Raw genomic sequence first — 15,484 nt, 5'->3', positions numbered from 1 at the left:
TTTACAAAGTCATAATCCATCATTTGGGCTTCGCTATCACCTTTTTGTCTTTTTTCAACTTGCTTTTCAAATCTACCCCTTTGATCATCTGCATCATTAAGCTCAGAGAAAGCATTTCCGATCTCTGCTCCTGATATAAATGCTTCAAATCTATAAGTTAGATTTTCATCATCATTTTTTCTTTTAGCAAGAGGAGATATGTCTACTGGGTAATCATATATAAATGTAGGTTGAATTAAAGTGTCTTCTACAAATTCATCAAAGAATTCTGCTACTATTTCTCCCCATGTATCCTTTACTTCTACATTTTTCTCTTTGGCAATGGAAACTGCATCTTCATATGATTTAATCTCATTAAAATCTACTCCGCATGCATCTTTTATAGAATCAATCATTGTAATTCTCTTCCAAGGAGCTTTAAGTTCTATTTCATGTTCTCCATATTGAACTTTTGTAGTTCCTAGAACATTTTGAGCAACTTGAGAAATCATTTCTTCTGTAATTTTCATCATATCTTCATAGTCAGAATATGCTTCATATAACTCAATTGAGGTATATTCAGGATTATGTGTTGTATCCATTCCTTCATTTCTAAACATCCTACCCATTTCATATACCTTGTCAAAGCCACCTACTATAAGTCTTTTTAAGTATAGTTCATTTGCAATTCTTAAATACATATCTATATCTAAGGTATTGTGGTGAGTAATAAATGGTCGTGCACTAGCTCCACCTGCTATAGTATTTAAGATTGGAGTTTCTACTTCAAGATATCCCCTATTATCTAAGAACTTTCTTATTTCTGAAATTATTTTACTTCTTAGAATAAATACTTCCTTAACTTCTGGATTTACTATTAGGTCAACATATCTTTGCCTATATCTAATATCAGGATCTTTAAGACCATGCCATTTTTCTGGTAGGATTTGAAGTGATTTTGATAAAAGTTCACTTTTTTCTGATTCTATGGAAATTTCTCCTTGATTTGTTTTAAATACTTTACCTTCTACTCCTACTAAATCCCCTATATCATAAGCTTTGGTTTCTCTGAAGTCATCTCCCATGATATTTTTCCTATTTACTATTTGGATTTGTCCTTTTGAATCTTGGATATCCATAAAGCTCATATTACCATGACCACGTCTTGCCATTATTCTTCCAGCAATTCTTACGTTTTTACCTTCAAATTCTTCAAAGTTATCTCTAATATTCTTTGATAAAGTTCTATTTCTAAAGTTTACAATTTCATATGGATTTTTTCCATCTTCTTTGAGTTTTTCAAGCTTTTCTCTTCTAATTTGAAGCATTTCATTAGGATCTTGATTCATATTCTTAGCCATAAAGTCTCCTATCTTATTTCTTTTATTACATAGTAACATTTACCATTTGGTGTATTTACTTCTACTTTATCACCCTTTTTTCTACCTAATAAAGCTTCACCTACAGGCGACTCGTTTGATATCAATCCTTCTAAGGGGTTAGATTCAGCAGTACCTACAATCTTATAAGTTAACTCTTCATCAAATTCTTCATCATAGATTAAAACTTCATTACCAACATTTACCTCTTCTGAGTTTAAGTTTTCTTCAAAAGTTTTAGCATGTCTTATCATATCTTCAACTTTTGCAATTCTTGATTCTACTTCACCTTGTTCATTTTTTGCCTCATCATAATCAGCATTTTCTGAAAGGTCACCAAAAGATCTAGCTACTTTAATTTTTTCAGCTATTTCTGGTCTTCTTTTAGTTTTTAAATATTCAAGTTCATCTTGCAATTTTTGTAAATATTCTTTTGATAGTATTACTTCTTTTTGTTCTGACATTTTATCATCCTTTCAACATAGATTTATAATTGTTAAGTACATCCATAACTTCATCTATATTTTTTAATTTATTTATTTTATCACGTATTTTACTAGAATTTTCAAGCCCTTTTAAATAAGCTGATACATGTTTTCTCATTTGAGTTATTACAAGTTTTTCATCTTTGTATAAAAGCTCTAATTCATATTGTTCTATAATTTGATCTATAAGCTCTTCGGGACTTGGTTTTTTATAATTGCCATTTTTTATATATTCTTTAATTTCTCTAAATAAGAACGGATTACCCATAGCCCCTCTGGCAAGCATTACCCCATCAGCCAAGGTCTCTTCCATTATATTTATAAAGTCTTCTACAGAAAATATATCCCCATTTGCAATAACTGGTATGGATAAATTTTCTTTAAGTTTTTTTATATCCTCCCAAGAAGCTTTCCCAGAATAAAATTGCTCTTTTGTTCTTGCATGTAAAATTACATAGTCTATTCCACAATCTTGGGCAATTTTTCCAATTTCTAAATAGTTTTTATTATTTTCATCTATACCAAGTCTAAACTTTATATTTAGTTTTTTCTTAGAAGATTTTCTCAGTATTTTACATATTTCTTCAACTCTTTTTGGTTCAGCCATAAGTTGACATCCTTCACCATTTTTTGTGATTTTTGCAACAGGACAACCCATATTAAATGATATTTCAGAAATATTATCCATTACTTCAATTTTATCTTTTATAACTTTTTCTATTACATCAAGCTTTCTACCAAATACTTGAACATTGCAATTTTTTTCCCTTTCAGAGATAAAAAGAAGATCATCTGTTTTTTTATTATCATAATAAAGGGCATTACAAGAAACCATCTCAGTGAAAGTCTTGTCTGCCCCATATTTTTCACAGATTAACCTAAATCCTACATCTGATACACCAGCTAATGGAGCTAGCATAATCTGTTTATTTTTTAATTGTTCTCTCATATATTAATCTTAAGCCTTCTAAAGTAAGATCATTTTCTACTATTTCAATATACCTACTTTCAGATGCTAGAAGCTCAGAATAACCACCTGTTGATACAATTTTAATATCTTCTTCACTGACATTTTCGAGTTCAATTACTTCTTTTATAAGCTCTCCTATAATTCCATCTATAAGACCTATATAACCATAGACCATTCCTGAATTTATTGATTCTATTGTATTTTTAGCAATGGCAGTCTTTGGATCATGGAGTTCTATTCTTGGAAGCTGTGCTGTTCTTGATATTAGTGCATCAAGACTTGTCTTAAATCCTGGAGCAATTGAGCCACCTAAATATTGGCCTTTTTGATTTACTACATCAAAAGTTGATGCAGTTCCTAAGTCTACAACTATAGTAGGTCCACCATAAAGTTCATATGCAGCAACAGCATCTACTATTCTATCAGTACCAACTTCCCTTGGATTATCATATTTTATATCAATGCCAGTTTTTGTTCCAATACCTACAATCATAGCCTCTCTTTCGAAAAACTTTCTATTGGCTGATTGCCACGAATAAAGGACATCTGGAGCAACTGATGAAATAATAGTAGCTTCTATATTATTCTTGTCAATATTATGTATTACAAGTATATTATAGATTGTTTGCACTAACTCATCACTTGTTGCAATCAGATTCGTTGTTATTCTAAATCTTGTTTTTAATTTATTTTTGTTGTAAACACCGATAACAGTATTTGTATTTCCAACATCTACTACAAGTAGCATACATTCTCCTAATTTTCATATCGTTATTATATTAACTCTAATATAATACATCACTTAAAGTAATTTTTCAAGCTATTTACCTAGCTTATATTTTCTAATAAGTGTATTTATCTCTTCTATATCTTCAACTTTAACTTGGGCTTGTTCTCTTCCTTCTTGATGATCTTTTTTTGTAATTATTACAAGATCTCCTTTTTCCTTATCAAATCCCCATTTCTTAAGTTCCTTGTAGGTATAAAAAGAATCATTTAAAAGTAGACCATTTTTTGCTACATAAAGTTTTGATTTTGTATTTAGAAAAAACACTATACCCATTACTATCATTACAGTAGCTGTAATTAGGGCTGTTTGATTTTTTGTCTTAAATCCTGTATACAAGTTAAATACACCTGTAAAGATTAATAACGCAAATAGGATATACTCCATTGTACTTGATCTTTTACCAAATCCTCTTACATCACCCTCAAGTTCTCTTTTCGATTTTTTTGACTTATATAACTTATAGATAAGCCAAGCTATAAGTCCTAGATAAATTATTATAATAAACTTATCAAATTGATTATTCATATGATATTTCCTTTCTTTTTATTTAAACTTAAAAAATAAGGCTTTTTTCATTAATGAAACAAGCCAAATTTATAAGTATATTTTCCTTATTACTTTACTCGTAAACTTCTCTTTTTAAAACCCCTATAAAAGGAAGATTTCTATAAAGTTGATTATAGTCAAGACCGAAGCCTACTACAAATTCATTTGGTATCTTAAATCCTACCCAATCTGCTTTAATTTCTATAAGTCTTCTTTCAGGCTTGTCTAGAAGTGCTACAATTTTTACTGAATTTGCCCCTCTTTTTTCAAGGGATCTCCTAAGTGCTTCTAAAGTCCTACCTGTGTCTATAATATCTTCTACCAATAAAACTTCCTTATTAGTAATATCTGTATCAAGATCTTTCATAATCTTAACATTTCCTGATGATTCTGTAGATGCCCCATAGCTTGAAACGTCCATAAATTCTAAAGTACAATTAATATTGATATTTTTAGAAAGCTCAGCCATAAACATAATTGAACCTTTCAAAATCCCAACAATTACAAGTTCATTCTTATCTTTATAATACTCATTAATTTGACTTGCAAGTTGTTTTATTCTCTTAGTCAAACTTTCTTCATCTATTAGGACTTTTTCTATTTTTTCTTCTAATTCTTCTCTCATACTTCCTCCGCACATATCATCAAAATTTTCTTTGTCTTATGAGTGATTTTATAATCATCAGACCTTCTAAGACCAACTATCCAAACCAATTTATCATTTATAAAAACTAAGGGTATTTTATCCCTCATATTCTTATCTATTTTTTCATCTATAAAGAAATCCTTTAACTTTTTTTTCTTGTTATTATAAAAATTAAAGCTATCACCAGATCTTCGGCTTCTTATCTTAATAGGCAAATTCACTAATTCATAATCAAAAAAAACTGATCCTTTTTTATTTATGCTTTTAAAATCTTCTTTATTAACTAAATGTAAGCTTATTTTATAAGATGAGAACTCTTTAATATCACCTATATTTAAAAATATAAGTCCTTCTTCTTTATTATAGTAAGTATTTTTATATAAATCATAAGTTTTATAATTTTTATAAAGTATTAAGTCGTTCTTAATAATTTTCTTTCCTAAATCTAGTCTTGTAATTTGTGAAAAGTCATCTAGATTTTTTTTGGAAAAATTATTAATATTTCCATTTATATGTGAAATAGATCTTCTTAAAATTCTATTTCTTAGACCTTTATCTAAGCTTTCAAAACTCTTTTTATCAAAGGATATAAAATTTTTATCCTTTTTTACTATTATTTCATTAAGCTTTTTATCTTCAATATCTCTTAATATATCTACATCACTTTTTGCAAGATTTGAAAGTGAGATAAGAGAATTTTTAAAATTCGGATTTATTTTCTCTATCTCTGGGATTATATCAAGTCTTATTTTATTTCTAGTATAGTCAATCTCAAGATTGGTATAATCTATATGGTAGGGGATTTTTTCTTCATTTAAATATCCTACAATTTCACTTTTTGAAAAATCCATTATAGGCCTTATTATGAATTCATTTTTATAATCCATTGCCTTAAGTCCCTCAATACCAGTACCTCTAATTATTCTCATAAGAACAGTTTCAGCTTGGTCATCCATATTGTGGGCTATGGCAATCTTATTTCCACTTACTTTTTTTCTAATTCTTTCAAAGAATTTATACCTTAAAACTCTTCCAGCTTCTTCAGACGAAAGTGACTTTTCTTTAGCATATTCATCCATAGACTTATGGTCAGAATAAAATTTAAGCCCTAAATCTTCACTTGTTTTTTTTACAAGCTCTTCGTCCTTATAAGCATCTTTTCTATGTAAATGATTCAGATGGGCAAGTATAATTTCAAGTTCATAGTCCTTTTTTATTTCATTTAAAAGATAGATTAAAAACTGGCTATCAGGTCCTCCACTTGCTCCAACTATTATAGTATCATTTTTATTTATTAGATTTTCTCTTCTTATTGTTTGCAAAAACCTATTTATTATTGTCTTTGTAGACATATTCATCCTTTTTTACCATGCCTAATTTTTCTCTTGCTATTTTTTCTTTAAAGGCATCGGTATTTCTATTCTCATAATCTTTTTTAATATTTTCTATGTCATTTTTAACACTTTTTATATTCTTATCAGTAGTTTTTATCTGCTCAGTTAAATCGCTTGATTTTCTTTGTAGGCTTTGATTGTAAGACCTTGATATAAAAAATACTATAAAAAATATTAATATTACAAAAAGTAAAAAGCGTGTATTTTTTTTTCTTCTATTTTTTATATATCTTTCATACTTATTCATCTATAACCTCATACATAGCTTCTGCGTTGTTTTTTTTGGCACCATCAATTATCTCAAGAACCCTTACTTTAAGATTGCTCTTACCGAAGCTTATATCAATTATATCTCCCACTTCTACAAGACTTCCCGGTTTTGCCAAATCCCCATTAAGCTTAACCCTTTCATTTAGACATGCATCTTTTGCTACTTGTCTTCTCTTAATTATTCTAGAATTTTTTAAAAATTTATCAATTCTCATATATATCACCTTTTTTAATTATAACAAATAAATACCGCTTTAGTCCATAAAGGAAATACTTATCTTAAAAGTTTAAAAAACGAGTATAATGTTTGTGGTGATAAAATGAATAATATATTACATATAGACTGCGATGCCTTCTATGCTTCTTGTGAAGAACTTAGATATCCCAAACTTAAAAATCATCCTATGGCTGTTGGTGGACTTTCTAATAAATCAATCATTACTACAGCAAATTACAAGGCCAGAGAGTATGGTATTCACTCTGCTATGCCAGTTTTTATAGCCAAAAAACTCTGCCCTAATCTAGTAATAGTTGGTGTCGACAAAAAATATTATAAGGAAAAATCAATAGAGGTTTTTGATATTATAGAAAAATATGCCAAAATAAAAGAACAAGTCTCTATAGATGAAGCTTATCTCTTAGTTGAAGATAAGGAAAACAGAATTAAGAAAGCCAAAAGAATTCAAAAAGAGGTAATGGAAAAAACCGGAATAGGTGTTTCTATTGGTATATCCTATAATAAATTTTTAGCTAAAATATCAAGTGATTGGAATAAACCCCTAGGCATTAAAGAAATTAAATCCTCTGATATTCCTCATATACTTAAAGATTTGGATATAAGTAAAGTTCATGGCCTTGGAAAAAAGTCAACTAAGAAGCTTAGAAATATAGGAATTCACAAAATAGAAGACCTTTTATTATTAGATGAAGAATTTTTAAAAAATCTTTTTGGAAAACAAGGCTCTTATGTATACCACGTTATAAGAGGAGAAGACAATAGGAAAGTAGAAATATCATCTAAAAGAAAATCTATAGGAAGAGAGTTCACTTTCAAGGAAAATACCCTAGATTTGAGAATTCTTCATTCTTATATAGATGAAATCGCTAAAATACTTGAATCTGATATGAATGATAGGGATATTAAAGCTTATACCTTAAATCTTAAAATTAAAACAGAATATTTTAAAACTCATACCAGATCTCATACTCAAGAAGTTCCTATATATAAAAAAGAGGATATAGCTTCTATTTCTAAAGATTTGTTAGAAAAACTTATTTCAAACGAAAAATTCAGGCTTCTTGGTATTTCCTTGTCAAATCTTTCAAAAAATAACCATACCCAACTTTCCTTATTTGACTAAAAAAGCTGTCGCAAAATTTTAATTGCAACAGCTTTCTTTTATTCTTCTATGTCTAGCTCTTCTTGTGTATCTTCTTTTTTATCTTCTTCTATTTTGTCCTTTTTACTAGGATTTATAGAATTTCTAAGTTCTTGTTCTATTTGAGATAAAAGCTCTTCATTTTTCTCTAGTAGTTCTTTAACATTTTCCCTACCTTGACCAAGCTTCTCTCCCTTATAAGAATACCAGCTACCAGCCTTTTCTACTATATCCTTATCTGCTGCAGCATCTAAAATAACTCCAGATTTTGATATACCAGTTCCATACATAATATCAAATTCTACTACCTTAAATGGAGGAGCCACTTTATTTTTAACAACTTTAACGCGGGTTCTATTACCAATCATTTGGTCACCTTGTTGGATTGTTTTTATTCTTCTTATATCAAGTCTTACTGATGAGTAAAATTTAAGAGCTCTACCACCTGTTGTTGTTTCTGGATTACCAAACATAACACCAATCTTTTCCCTAAGTTGGTTTATAAATATTACAGTTGTGTTAGATTTTGAAATGACACCAGTAAGTCTTCTTAAAGCCTGACTCATAAGTCTTGCTTGAAGACCCATGTGGCTATCTCCCATTTCTCCTTCAATTTCAGCCCTAGGAACCAAGGCTGCAACTGAATCTATTACAACTAAGTCTACTGCTGCAGACCTTACTAAAGATTCTGTTATATCTAGAGCTTGTTCTCCTGTATCTGGTTGAGATAGGATAAGTTCGTCTATATTAACCCCTAATCTTTTTGCATATTCAGCATCTAGGGCATGCTCTGCGTCTATAAAAGCGCAAGTATTTCCTAGCTTTTGGTCTTCTGCTATACAATGAAGGGTAAGAGTTGTCTTACCTGATGATTCAGGTCCAAATATTTCCACAACTCTTCCTCTTGGAAGTCCTCCAACCCCAAGAGCCATATCAAGGTTTATTGCCCCAGTTGGTATTACAGATACATCAACCTTAGGTGCTTCGCCCATTTTCATGATTGCACCCTTACCATATTTTTTCTCAATATTTTTAAATGCCTGACTTAAAGCTTTCTCTTTATCGTTAGCCATATTTTTCACATCCTTTACATATCATCTAAGTTGAGTACTTTTTTATTTTTAACTAAATAATCTATGCCTGAATAAACTGTAAGAATTACAGCTAGATAAAATATTACTAGTCCAATAGAATTTAGTGTGTTATTGTTTAATAAAAGTAAAACAGTAGAAATACATTGACTTAGAGTTTTAGCCTTTCCACCTTTACTTGCTGCTATTGTAATATTATTGCTTGCTGCAAGTGTTCTTAGCCCTGTGATTATTAACTCTCTTGCTATAATTAAAATAACTGCCCAGTTAGGAACTATATTTGATGAAGTTAATAGAATAAAACCTGCCATAGTTAAAATTTTATCTACAAGTGGATCCATAAACTTACCAAATGTCGTAACTAGATTTCTACTTCTTGCAAGATGTCCATCTAGAGCGTCTGTAAGAGCTGCTATAGCATAAATTATTGCAGCTATATTATACATTTTACCAAAAATTAAATATAATACCACAAATATTGGAACCATAAACATTCTTACTGTTGTAACTTTATTAGCTATATTCATATCATTCTCCTTTTAAATAAGATTCATCTACCAAAACTTTTCTAGGTTTACTTCCTTCATAGCCTCCTATAACTCCTCTATTTTCAAGCTGGTCAATTATTCTTCCAGCTCTAGCATAACCTATCTTAAGCTTTCTTTGTAAAAGTGAAACTGATGCAGTATTTTCACTAATAATTATCTCAATAGCTTCATCAATTAGTTCATCTTCATCTTCATTTTCAACTACCTTGGTCTTTTCCTCTACTGTTTCTATAGCCTTTTGATCATATTCATTTTCTCTGGACTCTTTTATATAATTAACCACCCTTAAAACCTCAGAATCTGAAACAAAAGCACCTTGAATTCTCATAGGTTTCATTGCATCAGATGGGGAGAATAACATATCTCCTTTACCAAGTAAAGTTTCAGCTCCACTCATATCAAGAATTGTTCTTGAATCAATTTGACTTGTAACAGCAAAGGCAATCCTTGATGGAATATTTGCCTTAATAGTACCTGTTATTACATCAACAGTAGGCCTTTGTGTAGCTATTATTAAATGTATACCACATGCCCTAGACTTTTGAGCAAGTCTTGTTATATAATCTTCAACCTCACCTGCCGCTGTCATCATAAGGTCAGATAACTCATCTATTATTATCACAACATATGGAAGTTTTTCGATTTTTTCATCCATTTCTTGATATGCTCTATATGATGATATATCTCTTACATGATTTTCTTCAAATAATTTATATCTTCTCTCCATCTCCCTTATCGCCCAAAATAGAGATGATGAAGCCTTTTTAGGATCAGTTATTACTGGCATTATAAGGTGTGGTATACCGTTATATATGGATAGCTCTACTATCTTCGGATCTATAAGTAAAAGTTTTACCTCGTCTGGAGAATGCTTGTAAAGAATTGACATAATTATTGTATTTATACAAACACTCTTACCAGAGCCTGTTGCTCCTGACACTAAAAGATGAGGCATTTTTTCAATAGCAGAAACCATTGGTCTTCCTGATATAGATTTACCCAAGACAAATGGAAGTTGTCTATCATTTTTAATAAACTCATCACTTGCTATCATTTCCTTAAGGCCTACAACCTCTTTTTGTGAGTTTGGAACTTCAATTCCAACATGACTTTTCCCAGGAATCGGTGCTTCTATTCTTATATCACTTGTTGCAAGAGCTAAGGAAAGGTCATCAGAAAGATTTAATATCTTTGATACTTTGACCCCTCTTTGTGGCTTTAATTCAAAACAAGTTACAGTAGGTCCTATATTTATTTGAACAATCTTACTCTTTATACCAAATGAATCAAGACATTCCTCTATTCTTTGGGCCTTATCTTTTATATCTTCTCTATCTTCTTCACTTGAATCATTCCTATCATCTAAAAGATCAATCGAAGGATACTTATAATTTATGCTATATTCTTGTTTATAAGTTTCATCAAAATCCGAAAAATCAACTTGTTTCGACTTATATGAATTTATCTTTGCGGTTTCAAAAACCTTGTCAAAATCATCATTTTTTTTGTTTTCTATGTCTTTTTTATTCTCATCTGAATTTTCTTTTTTATTTGATTTTTTTGAATTAATTATAAGCTTATCTTTATCAAAATCTCTTACATTTTGCTTGAATTTTACATTTTTTATTTTCTGAAGTTTTTTCTCTCTTATAATTGTTTTGATTTTATTGTATACTTTCTTAAATTTATCACTTGTAAAACTTATAATTATAATAATCTTATCTTTTATCTTGATAAAATAATCCTTATAAGATAGTCCACTAATATTTTTTAATAATATAAGCCAAAGAATTAAATAAAATAAGATTATTCCAACTACACCTATAAAACTTTCTAAGTGATAACCTATCCTTGTACCTATTAAACCTCCACTAGTTTTTATCATTTTTTCTGTATTTCTAAGTGAAATATCCAAAGAGCTTGATAGATATTTTAAAGATAAAATTATACCAGTAAAAAGCATAAGAATATAGGATATTAAAAACATCTTAATATTTTTAATATATTTGTCCAAAAAAGCATATAAGAAACTTACAAATATTGAAATAGGAACCAAGTATGAAATAAGTCCAAAGGCCATAAAACTATTATATGTAATAAAATCTCCTAAACTTCCTGTATTTGGTAGAAGTAGGAAAATGAAGCAAACAAAAGATAAGAACATCATAAAAACTGAAAATGATTTCTTATTAAAATTCTTTTCTTTTTTACCATTATTATATTTAGTTTTTTTTCTTTTCCTATTGCTATTAGTATTTGCCATATATACCTCTCTTTAGATTATATAACAACAAGAAAAATAAATAAACTGCCATTAGGCAGCTTCAAGTTCTCTACAAATATTTAAGACAAGGCCACAAAGGGCCTTCCTTTAATATCTTTGTAGTTAGTATATTTATTAATCTTCTTTATTAGATTTTTCTTTTTCTTCTATTAGTAGGGCCTTTCTTGAAAGATTAATCCTACCTTGTCTATCAATATCTGTAACCTTAACTCTTATCTTATCTCCAACTGATAAAACATCTTCAACCTTCTCAGTCCTCTTTGTATCGATTTGAGATATGTGTAAAAGTCCTTCTTTACCTATAGCAATTTCTACAAAGGCACCGAAGTTCATAATTCTTTTAACTTCACCTTCATAAATATCTCCTGCTTTAGGGTTTGTTACTATTGACTTAATCATCTCTATAGCTTCTTTTCCACTATCACCATCATTTGATGCAACGGTTATATGACCATCATCTTCAGTTTCTATCTTAACTCCTGTTGCATCAATTATTTTGTTGATAGTCTTTCCACCAGAACCAATTACATCCCTAACTTTTTCTGGATCTATGTCTATGGAAAAAATTCTTGGTGCATACTTTGAAAGATCATCTCTTGGCTTTTCTATTGCTCCTGTAATAACATCAAGGATTTTAAATCTTGCTTGTTTGGCATCATATAAAGCATCTTTTAAAACTTCTCTATTGATTCCTGCAATCTTCATATCCATTTGAAGAGCTGTTATACCATCTTTAGTCCCTGCTACCTTAAAGTCCATATCGCCTAGATGATCTTCCAATCCCTGTATATCTGTTAGAATTGATATAGAATCATCTTCTTTTATAAGTCCCATAGCAATACCTGCCACAGGTTTCTTAATTGGTACACCTGCATCCATTAAGGCAAGTGTTGAACCACAAATTGAAGCTTGTGATGATGAACCATTTGATGAGAGCACTTCACTTACAACCCTAATAGTATAAGGAAAATCACTTTGATCCGGCAAGACAGGTATTAAAGCTCTTTCTGCCAAACGTCCATGACCTATTTCACGTCTTCCTGGACCTCTTAGAGGTCTTATATCTCCTACACAAAATGGTGGAAAATTATATTGGTGTATATATCTTTTTGTTACCTCTTGTCTATTCATAGAGTCAATAACTTGTTCTTCTCCAGGCGAACCAAGAGTAAGAACTGATAATACTTGAGTTTGTCCACGTTTAAATAAACCTGAACCATGGGTACGAGGTAGAAGACCTACTTCTGCAGAAAGTGGTCTGATTTCTGTCATCTTACGTCCATCGGGCCTAATCTTATCAATAGAAATCATTCTTCTAACTTCTTTTTTCATGATAGAATCTACAGTCTTGTGAATCTCATCTTCACTTTCTGGATATTCTTCTAAGAAGTCTTCTTTGCAAGCTTCTTCTATTTTAAATATATCATCTTCTCTTTTAACCTTATCAGTTGTTCTTATAGAGTTTTTGATTTCTTCTGTATATTTATCTTTAATTTTTCTTTGAAGTTCAGTTTCAACTTCTTTTTCAACTTCCATCTTTTCTTTACCAATATCATCTATAATAGTTTGGATAAAGGCACACATTGATTTTATTTCTTCGTGAGCTATCATCATAGCTTCGAGCATTTCTTCTTCTGAAAGTTCATTTGCTCCAGCTTCTACCATGTTGATAGCATCTGCGGTACCTGCTACTGTAAGATTTAAAGAAGTTTTTTCTCTTTGATTCATATTTGGGTTTACAACAAATTCACCATCTACATATCCAACATTAACTGCAGCAACTGGTCCAAAGAATGGGATATCAGATATTCCCAAAGCAATTGAGGCACCAATTGTAGTCATACAATCTGGTTCGTTATCTTCATCAACTGAAAATGGTGTTGCTATAACTTGTACATCGTTATAGAAGTTTTCAGGAAATAGTGGCCTAAGAGGTCTATCCATTTGACGAGAAATCAAAACCGCATCATCAGTAGCCTTGCCTTCTCTTTTAATAAATCCACCTGGTATCTTTCCTACAGCATAAAGTTTTTCTTGATAGTCACAAATTAATGGGAAAAAGTCAATTCCCTCCCTTGGCTTATCACTTGCAACAGCAGTAACTAAGAGGATTGTATCACCACGTCTTATTATACATTCTCCATTAGTTTGCTCAGCAAGCTTTCCGATTTTTATAGAAAAATCTGATCCATGTTGTGACTTATATTCATAAGTTTTTTCCATATTTTCTCCTAACTACAAAAAAAGCGGGAAAATCCCGCCATATTTAACTATTTTCTTAATCCAAGTTTTTCAATGATTTGACGATATCTATCAATATCATTATTCATAAGATATGTTAAAAGACCTTTTCTACGTCTAATCATTTTGAAAAGTCCTCTTCTTGAAGAGTGGTCTTTCTTATTAGCCTTTAAGTGTTCTGTAAGATCTTTGATTCTTTTTGTAAGAATAGCAATTTGTACCTCTGGTGAACCTGTGTCTTTTTCATCTTTTTGGAAATCTTTTATTATTTGTGTTTTTTCTTCTTTGTTTAACATATATCTATCCTCCTAAATTTCAATACGCCCAAACCATGAAACAGTTCGAGGAAACTTAATCCATAGTTAAGGTATCTTTGATATTATACCAAATATATTTTATTTTGCAAAGATGTTTTTAACTTAAAAAATTCAACTTTTTTAAAAAAATACTAGTAATTTTTTTGAAATTATTATAAAATAGAATTGATAATGAATTTAATTATCAAATAACGAGTAAGGAGTATGTAATGAAATTTACTGATGATATGAAAGAATTAATCTCAAAACAACTTGCCTATATAGCAACGGTTGATAATAATGGACTTCCTAACATTGGACCTAAAAGAACCATGAGAATACTTGAAGATGGCAAATTTATCTACTGTGAAAATACTGGTGGTAGACATCATGCTAATATCAAGGATAATGGTAAAATTATTATCTGTTATGTTGATAGAGACAATAATCATGGATATAGATTTGAAGGAAGAGCCGAATCTTATACAGATGATGAACATATAGCTCTTGCAGAAAAAACTGTTGGTGTAAAACCAAAGGCTGCAACTATAATAATAAATATAGAAAAAATCTATACTCTAGACTCTGGTCCTAAAGCTGGAAAATCAATAGGTTAATCCTGATATCTAAATGAGTATATACTATTATAATTTCATAACAAACTAGAATAAATTCTTTCTAGTTTTTATCTACAATAAAAATGCACCTACTGTTTTTCAGTTTAGTGCATTTTTATTTATAGATTATTTTAAAACTTATCTATTTCTCTTAGATTTAAATAAGACAATACTTGATGTTGCAATTAGTCCAAGAATACTTGAAAGACTAGAAACACCAGTTTTTGGATTTGATACTTCATTATTATTTAATTTTCTTATAGATTTTATTTCTTTGCTTGTTTTATTTTCTGGTTTCTCACCTGGTTCTTCTGTTCCCGGTTTTTCGCCTAAATTTTCTTTTCCTGTTTCTTCTTTACCTGTGTCTTTTTTGCTACCATCTAAATTATTATTCTTACCATTACCACTTAGGCTCAAGCCGTGAAATATTTTTGAAGGAAAGTCTTCTTTTCCAGTTCTAAACATATAATTTAGTTCTCTAGCAACCTTTATTATATCATCACTAGCCATAACTAATGATTCTTTATCATTTATATCAATATTATTTTCTTTAATTAATTTTTTCAATT

Annotated in this window: 17 protein-coding genes; 2 read left to right on the top strand and 15 right to left on the bottom strand. The window is 29.9% G+C overall.

Annotated elements, in window-relative coordinates:
* The 9 genes from lysS to SOR60_RS08515 all read right to left on the bottom strand — a co-directional run.
* On the bottom strand, window positions 1-1,340 hold a 1,340-nt coding region (lysS, locus tag SOR60_RS08555), incomplete at its 3' end, for a lysine--tRNA ligase (RefSeq protein WP_320595701.1).
* An 8-nt stretch (window positions 1,341-1,348) separates the two neighbouring features.
* Window positions 1,349-1,822 carry a transcription elongation factor GreA gene (greA, locus tag SOR60_RS08550; protein ID WP_154539143.1) on the bottom strand — a complete coding sequence of 158 codons (474 nt, stop codon included), beginning with the start codon at window positions 1,820-1,822 and terminating at the stop codon, window positions 1,349-1,351.
* A gap of 4 nt (window positions 1,823-1,826) precedes the next feature.
* Window positions 1,827-2,792, bottom strand: coding sequence for a tRNA dihydrouridine synthase DusB (gene dusB / locus SOR60_RS08545; RefSeq protein ID WP_320595700.1), 966 nt, complete (start codon window positions 2,790-2,792; stop codon window positions 1,827-1,829).
* Entirely contained in the window at window positions 2,770-3,561 is a 792-nt protein-coding gene (locus tag SOR60_RS08540; RefSeq protein ID WP_320595699.1) for a type III pantothenate kinase, read from the bottom strand. Before SOR60_RS08540 ends, dusB begins: the two co-directional genes overlap by 23 nt.
* A 72-nt stretch (window positions 3,562-3,633) precedes the next feature.
* Window positions 3,634-4,128: a DUF986 family protein gene (locus SOR60_RS08535; protein WP_154539149.1), complete on the bottom strand. Its 495-nt coding sequence runs from the start codon at window positions 4,126-4,128 to the stop codon at window positions 3,634-3,636.
* A gap of 94 nt (window positions 4,129-4,222) precedes the next feature.
* Window positions 4,223-4,774 (bottom strand): hypoxanthine phosphoribosyltransferase, encoded by a 552-nt coding sequence (hpt, locus tag SOR60_RS08530; protein WP_154539151.1) that lies wholly within the window; start codon window positions 4,772-4,774, stop codon window positions 4,223-4,225.
* Window positions 4,771-6,147, bottom strand: coding sequence for a tRNA lysidine(34) synthetase TilS (gene tilS / locus SOR60_RS08525; RefSeq protein WP_320595698.1), 1,377 nt, complete (start codon window positions 6,145-6,147; stop codon window positions 4,771-4,773). The genes hpt and tilS overlap by 4 nt, the downstream gene beginning before the upstream one ends.
* On the bottom strand, window positions 6,122-6,436 hold the full coding sequence (locus tag SOR60_RS08520; RefSeq protein WP_176269471.1) for an FtsB family cell division protein: 315 nt from the start codon (window positions 6,434-6,436) through the stop codon (window positions 6,122-6,124). Before SOR60_RS08520 ends, tilS begins: the two co-directional genes overlap by 26 nt.
* Window positions 6,429-6,674, bottom strand: a complete 246-nt coding sequence (locus SOR60_RS08515; protein WP_154539157.1) for an RNA-binding S4 domain-containing protein — start codon at window positions 6,672-6,674, stop codon at window positions 6,429-6,431. The genes SOR60_RS08520 and SOR60_RS08515 overlap by 8 nt, the downstream gene beginning before the upstream one ends.
* Before the next feature lie 105 nt (window positions 6,675-6,779).
* Between SOR60_RS08515 and SOR60_RS08510 the strand changes: the two genes are divergently transcribed.
* Window positions 6,780-7,820, top strand: coding sequence for a DNA polymerase IV (locus SOR60_RS08510; protein ID WP_320595697.1), 1,041 nt, complete (start codon window positions 6,780-6,782; stop codon window positions 7,818-7,820).
* A gap of 38 nt (window positions 7,821-7,858) precedes the next feature.
* Here SOR60_RS08510 and recA read toward each other — a convergent pair whose 3' ends face one another.
* From recA to rpsO, 5 genes are all read right to left on the bottom strand, one after another.
* Window positions 7,859-8,911 (bottom strand): recombinase RecA, encoded by a 1,053-nt coding sequence (gene recA / locus SOR60_RS08505; RefSeq protein ID WP_320595696.1) that lies wholly within the window; start codon window positions 8,909-8,911, stop codon window positions 7,859-7,861.
* A 14-nt stretch (window positions 8,912-8,925) separates the two neighbouring features.
* Window positions 8,926-9,456 (bottom strand): CDP-diacylglycerol--glycerol-3-phosphate 3-phosphatidyltransferase, encoded by a 531-nt coding sequence (gene pgsA, locus SOR60_RS08500; RefSeq protein ID WP_320595695.1) that lies wholly within the window; start codon window positions 9,454-9,456, stop codon window positions 8,926-8,928.
* 1 nt (window position 9,457) lies between these two features.
* The gene (locus SOR60_RS08495; RefSeq protein WP_320595694.1) at window positions 9,458-11,740 is read right to left on the bottom strand and encodes an FtsK/SpoIIIE family DNA translocase; all 2,283 of its coding nucleotides are present in this window, start codon (window positions 11,738-11,740) and stop codon (window positions 9,458-9,460) included.
* 135 nt (window positions 11,741-11,875) lie between these two features.
* Window positions 11,876-13,984: a polyribonucleotide nucleotidyltransferase gene (locus tag SOR60_RS08490; protein ID WP_320595693.1), complete on the bottom strand. Its 2,109-nt coding sequence runs from the start codon at window positions 13,982-13,984 to the stop codon at window positions 11,876-11,878.
* A 47-nt stretch (window positions 13,985-14,031) separates the two neighbouring features.
* Window positions 14,032-14,298 carry a 30S ribosomal protein S15 gene (gene rpsO / locus SOR60_RS08485; protein ID WP_154539169.1) on the bottom strand — a complete coding sequence of 89 codons (267 nt, stop codon included), beginning with the start codon at window positions 14,296-14,298 and terminating at the stop codon, window positions 14,032-14,034.
* A 230-nt stretch (window positions 14,299-14,528) separates the two neighbouring features.
* Between rpsO and SOR60_RS08480 the strand changes: the two genes are divergently transcribed.
* Window positions 14,529-14,915: a pyridoxamine 5'-phosphate oxidase family protein gene (locus SOR60_RS08480; protein WP_176269466.1), complete on the top strand. Its 387-nt coding sequence runs from the start codon at window positions 14,529-14,531 to the stop codon at window positions 14,913-14,915.
* Window positions 14,916-15,053: 138 nt separating this feature from the next.
* On the opposite strand, the gene SOR60_RS08475 is transcribed toward SOR60_RS08480, so the two are convergent.
* Window positions 15,054-15,484 (bottom strand): hypothetical protein (locus SOR60_RS08475; RefSeq protein ID WP_407654229.1); only part of this gene is annotated, 431 nt, incomplete at its 5' end.

Source organism: Anaerococcus porci, from assembly GCF_034090325.1.
Lineage (GTDB): Bacteria > Bacillota > Clostridia > Tissierellales > Peptoniphilaceae > Anaerococcus > Anaerococcus porci.
This window is presented reverse-complemented; position numbering and strand designations above follow the sequence as displayed.

Coding starts and splice junctions, on each gene's coding strand:
- greA (WP_154539143.1), bottom strand. CDS start 1,822: ATGTCAGAACAAAAAGAAGTAATACTATCAAAAGAATATTTACAAAAA.
- dusB (WP_320595700.1), bottom strand. CDS start 2,792: ATGAGAGAACAATTAAAAAATAAACAGATTATGCTAGCTCCATTAGCT.
- SOR60_RS08540 (WP_320595699.1), bottom strand. CDS start 3,561: ATGCTACTTGTAGTAGATGTTGGAAATACAAATACTGTTATCGGTGTT.
- SOR60_RS08535 (WP_154539149.1), bottom strand. CDS start 4,128: ATGAATAATCAATTTGATAAGTTTATTATAATAATTTATCTAGGACTT.
- hpt (WP_154539151.1), bottom strand. CDS start 4,774: ATGAGAGAAGAATTAGAAGAAAAAATAGAAAAAGTCCTAATAGATGAA.
- tilS (WP_320595698.1), bottom strand. CDS start 6,147: ATGTCTACAAAGACAATAATAAATAGGTTTTTGCAAACAATAAGAAGA.
- SOR60_RS08520 (WP_176269471.1), bottom strand. CDS start 6,436: ATGAATAAGTATGAAAGATATATAAAAAATAGAAGAAAAAAAAATACA.
- SOR60_RS08515 (WP_154539157.1), bottom strand. CDS start 6,674: ATGAGAATTGATAAATTTTTAAAAAATTCTAGAATAATTAAGAGAAGA.
- SOR60_RS08510 (WP_320595697.1), top strand. CDS start 6,780: ATGAATAATATATTACATATAGACTGCGATGCCTTCTATGCTTCTTGT.
- recA (WP_320595696.1), bottom strand. CDS start 8,911: ATGGCTAACGATAAAGAGAAAGCTTTAAGTCAGGCATTTAAAAATATT.
- pgsA (WP_320595695.1), bottom strand. CDS start 9,456: ATGAATATAGCTAATAAAGTTACAACAGTAAGAATGTTTATGGTTCCA.
- SOR60_RS08495 (WP_320595694.1), bottom strand. CDS start 11,740: ATGGCAAATACTAATAGCAATAGGAAAAGAAAAAAAACTAAATATAAT.
- SOR60_RS08490 (WP_320595693.1), bottom strand. CDS start 13,984: ATGGAAAAAACTTATGAATATAAGTCACAACATGGATCAGATTTTTCT.
- rpsO (WP_154539169.1), bottom strand. CDS start 14,298: ATGTTAAACAAAGAAGAAAAAACACAAATAATAAAAGATTTCCAAAAA.
- SOR60_RS08480 (WP_176269466.1), top strand. CDS start 14,529: ATGAAATTTACTGATGATATGAAAGAATTAATCTCAAAACAACTTGCC.